Raw genomic sequence first — 4,708 nt, forward strand, 5'->3', positions numbered from 1 at the left:
CGGCGGGCACCGTCACCCGCGGGACGGGGAAGCGTACTTTGCCCCGCCGGATCGGGTTCTCCACGAGGTGGAATGAGGCCAGGGTGATCGCCAGCGTGGCGGCGAGGCGGAGCCCCAGCAGGACCAGGCCGCTCGTCCCGGTGCGGGTGGCCGTCAGCGTGAGGAAGATCGGCCAGTGCCACAGGTACAGGCCGTACGAGATGCGGCCGACGAAGGTCAGCGGGGCGGTGGCCAGCACCCTCGCCACCGGGCCCCGGGGCGCCTCCACGAGCGAGGCGACCAGCAGCATCACGATGATCGCGACCCCGAGGAAGCCGCCGGCGTAGAGTCCGCGGCTCTCCCCGCTCACCGTTGTCCAGATGAGGATCATCGCAGCCGTGGCGACACAGCCGACGACCGACATGACCGACCGGGCCCGGGCGGAGATCGGGGTCGTCCGCTGGGCCCGCCAGACGGCGAGGGCGGCCCCGGCTAGCAGGGCCTGGGCGCGGCTGTCGGTGCCGTAGTAGATCCGGGAGGGGTCCGTCCCGACCACGAGCAGGGCGAGGCCCACCAGCGCGGAGGCCTCGGCGCCGAGGACCGCGACCGTGAGCGCGAGCGACTGGGCCTTCTGGCGTTGCCGGCGCCAGCGGTCCACAGTCTTCGCGCTGTGCCGCATCAGCAGGTAGACGATCAGCGGCCACAGGACGTAGAACTGCTCCTCAACGGACAGCGACCAGGTGTGCAGCAGCGGCGACGGAGCCGAGAAGTGGTCGAAGTAGCTCTGGTCGGACAGCGCGAAACGCCAGTTTGCGACATAGAGCAGCGTGGAGAGCGCGTCCAGCCGCAGGGTTCCCACGTCGCCGGGGGAGGCGATCCAGCGGGCGTAGGCCGCCACCCCGAGCAGGAGCAGCAGCAGCGCCGGTATCAGGCGGCGGGACCGGCGGATCCAGAAGGTGCGAAGGTCGATGCGCCGGTTGTAGCGGTACTCGGCGATCAGTAGGCCGGTGATGAGGAACCCGGAGAGGACGAAGAAGGTGTCGACGCCGAGCAGGCCGCCGGGCATCCAGGAGACGCCGGCGTGATACGCGATGACGGCCGTGACCGCGAGTGCGCGCAGGCCGTCGAGCGCGGGGGAGTGCCCGAGCGGCGCGAGCACGGGCCCGGTGGCGTCGAGATCCTCCTCGACCCGCTGCGGCCCCGTCGCCTCGCGTGTGCCGGTCCGCGGCCGGGTGCCGGCCCGGGTTCTCGCCCCGGGCGCCGTCGCCGTCCCGGGAGACCGGCGGGGAGGTCCAGCCGGTCTCCGGGTGGCCTCGGGCGCCGGTCGCGTCCCGCCCAGGCGGGTATTGATCGGGGTGGTGTCGGTGGGCTCCGGCCCGGGTGCCACCCGGCGGTGGCGCCCACCGGAGGCGAGCGGGAAGGTGTCGGCGTCGTTGCTGGTCAGCCTCGTTCCCTCCTCGTGGCCGGGGGTTGCGTCGGCTGCGACCTCGCCAGGACATACGACAGGCAAGGCTAATCGCAGCGGCGTGGGAGGACGCACGCACGGTGTGCTCACCGCTGTCGCGGCGGACGCGGTGTCGAGCCGCTATCGGGACATTGGTACCTTCCGCGCGTGTCTGAGACCACGGCGGGGCTCCCCCGGATGGTGGCCCCAGCGCCGACGGTGCCCGCGGGCCACCCCACGCCGGGATTCCCCGTGATGTCGGGATTCTCCGTGGTGCTGGGGCGGGCGCGGCTCGTGCGCTGGCACCTGTGGCTGGCCGCGATCGGGCTGCTCGGTCTCGCCGTCCGCCTGTTCTACCTGTTCCACTGGCTGCATCCGGCGGTCGTGCAGGGAGACCCGTACTACTACCACGAGGCGGCGAACCTCTTCGCCGACGGCCGGGGCTGGCCCGACCCCTACGAACTCGCCCTGTCCGGCCGCTACGTCCCCGACGCCCAGCACCCCCCGCTGACCAGCGTGCTGCTGGCCGTGCCGTCGGTGCTCGGATTCACCAGCTTCCTGTCCCACCAGCTGTTCTCGTGCCTGCTCGGCGTGCTGTCGATCGTGCTCGTCGCCCTCGCCGGGCGGCGGATCGCCGGCCCCGTGACCGGACTGGTGGCGGCCGGGATCGCCGCTGTCTATCCAGGCATGTGGCTCAACGACCCGCTGTTGATGTCGGAGACGACCGGGATCCTCACCTGCGCGTGGATCACCCTTGCCGCCTACCGGTTCCGAGACCGGCGGGGAGCCGCCGACGCCGCCTGGCTCGGAGTGGCCCTCGCGGCGGTGATGCTCGCGCGAGCGGAACTGGCGCTGCTCGCCGTGGTGCTGGTGGTGCCACTCGTCGCGACGGCCCGTGAACTCGCCTGGCGGCGCCGGATCGCCCTGGTGGCCGTCGCGGCGGCGGTGAGCGCGCTCACGATCGCGCCCTGGACGATCTACAACCTGTCCCGGTTCAGTGAGCCGGAATACCTGTCCACCGGGCTCGGCTCCACCCTGGCGGTCACCCACTGCCCGGCCAGCTACTCCGGCCGGTACGTCGGCTGGTGGTCGTTCGACTGCATCCTGGCGTTGCCACCCTCGCCCCAGGAACGCTCCGAACGGGACGTGTTCTACCGCCGGGCCGCGTACGACTACATCAAACACAACGAGCGCAGCCTGCCCCGGGTGGCCGCGGCGCGGCTTGGTCGGACATGGGGGGTCTACCGTCCCTGGCAGCAGGCCCGGCTGGACACCATCGAGCTGCGCCCCCTGGTCCTCAGTAAGGTCGGGATGGTCACGCTGTGGCCGTTGGAGATCGCGGCGCTCGCCGGGGTCGTGGTGCTGCGCCGCCGCCGGGTCGTGCTGCTGCCACTGCTCGCCGTGCCGATCGCGCTGAGCCTCGCCTCGGTCGCGATCTATGGGACGACCCGGTTCCGGGCCGCCGCGGAGCCCGCGATCGTGCTGCTCGCCGCCGTCGCGATCACGGCCGCCGCGCAGTGGCTCGGGCGTCGCGTAGTGGCTCGGGTGTCGCGGTAGGTTCGCGGATCGGCCGGCCGGGTAGAAAAGGGGGGGTTCGCTCGGGGTGCCGACGTGGTCGCGTATACCGGACTGGTACGTTGCCAGGGTGCCGGACCTTGCTGATCTCCGGGCGCTCGGTCGGTGAATGGACCCGCCCTTTCTCTTACGGCCGCAGCCGATTCCGGCGCAGCCGCCGGCCCGGCCGGCACCGCTTCCATCCCCGAACCGCGCACTCCCGCGCCGGTCCGTCCACCCAAGGTCGTCTTCGGCGGCTTCGACGGCCTGCGCGCGATCGCGGCGATTCTCGTGGTCGTCGTGCACACCGCGTTTCCCGCCGGTTTCACCACCAGCAGCCGGCTGGGCCCCTACACCGCCCGGAGTGAGATCGGTGTCGCGGTCTTCTTCCTGATCTCGGGGTTTCTGCTCTACCGCCCGTTCGTCGCCGCCCGGTTCGCCGGCCTCCGCGGCTCGGACGCCGCCGGCTACCTGGTCCGGCGGTTCATGCGGATCGTCCCGCTGTACTGGGTGGCGCTCGCCGTCACCCTGACCGTGGTCAGCAGTAAGCGGGTCGGCGTGCACGGCCTGGCCGGTCTGTTCCAGACGGCATTCTTCGTCCAGGGTTATCAGGAGCACTGGGCGATCCAGGGCCTCACCCAGGCCTGGACCCTGGACGTGGAGGCGGCGTTCTACCTGGCGATACCGGTGTACGCGTGGCTGCTGCGGCGGCGGGACCGCCCGCCCGCCGCCCAGTTACGCGTGGAACTCGCCGCGCTCGCGGTCACGTTCGCCGCAGCCAAGATCGTCCATTATCTGGTGATCCCGTCCACGCAGACCTGGATGAACGGCTGGAACGTCTGGCTGCCGGTCTGGTGGGACCTGTTCGCCATGGGCATGCTGCTCGCCGTGCTCTCGGCCTGGTGCTCCCGGCAGGGCAGGTCGCCGCGCTGGGCCGAGCTGCCCGGCTCGGGCACGGTGTGCTGGGGCATCGCCGCGTTCTTCTACTGGGTGTCGAGCAGGCATCTCGGCCTGCCGCTCGTGCCGATCTTCGAAGCCACGCGGAGCCAGGACATAGGCAAGCACCTGGGCTACGGGTTGTTCGGCTTCTTCCTGCTGCTCCCGGCGGTGTTCGGCCGCAGCGACCGCGGCTGGGTGCGGCCGCTGCTGGCCAGCCGTCCGCTGGCCTTCCTCGGAGCGATCTCGTACGGCATCTATCTGTGGCACTCGGCCGTCATCGACCTGCTGCTGGAGCACAGTGGCTGGCGGCTATGGAAGATCCCCTACCTGCCGTTTCTCCTGGTGGTCCTCACCCTGACCGTCGGGGTCTCCACCGTGACGCACTTTTTGATCGAGCGTCCCTGCATCACCCTCTCCCGGGAGTGGGCCCGGCGGGTCGACAGATGGGTGGCGAGGCGCTTCGAAGGGGCGGCGAGGGGCGGGGAGGGCGGCCTCGTGAGCGGGGCCGGCGGATCGCCGGGCGAGGTCGAGGTGATCGGGAAGCCCGTCGATGGCCCGACGGTGCCACTCGCGTCAGGCATCATGCCGCTGCGGAACATGACGGACCGGGACGTGCGAGACCCGTTCCCCCCGGTCCGGTCCCTCGATCCCGACCTGCCCGGCGTGCCGGATGGACGGGCGCCGCGCGCCGGGTGGAAGCGGCCCCGGGTCGAGCCCGACGGTCTGGAATGGCTCGGGCCGGAGCCCGCGCCGCAGCCCGGTGAGCCCGGGGCACAGCCGGCCGAGCGCGGG

Annotated in this window: 3 protein-coding genes; 2 read left to right on the plus strand and 1 reads right to left on the minus strand. The window is 71.8% G+C overall.

Translation table 11 applies throughout. The annotated features are described in order from the left end of the window. The coding region (locus AC08OV_RS23160) for an acyltransferase family protein (RefSeq protein WP_476620314.1) at positions 1-1,489 on the minus strand (1,489 nt) is incomplete at its 3' end. Between the two features lie 189 nt (positions 1,490-1,678). On the opposite strand from AC08OV_RS23160, the gene AC08OV_RS23165 reads away from it, so the two are divergent. Both AC08OV_RS23165 and AC08OV_RS23170 read left to right on the plus strand, forming a co-directional pair. Beyond that, a complete protein-coding gene (locus AC08OV_RS23165) occupies positions 1,679-2,980 on the plus strand; it encodes a glycosyltransferase family 39 protein (protein ID WP_476615584.1) in 1,302 nt (433 codons plus the stop codon). A 123-nt stretch (positions 2,981-3,103) separates the two neighbouring features. After that, a partial coding sequence (locus tag AC08OV_RS23170) for an acyltransferase family protein (protein ID WP_476620315.1) occupies positions 3,104-4,708 on the plus strand: 1,605 nt, incomplete at its 3' end.

The sequence above is a fragment of the Frankia sp. CeTa3Moorea genome, assembly GCF_978021225.1.

Coding starts and splice junctions, on each gene's coding strand:
- AC08OV_RS23165 (WP_476615584.1), top strand. CDS start 1,679: ATGTCGGGATTCTCCGTGGTGCTGGGGCGGGCGCGGCTCGTGCGCTGG.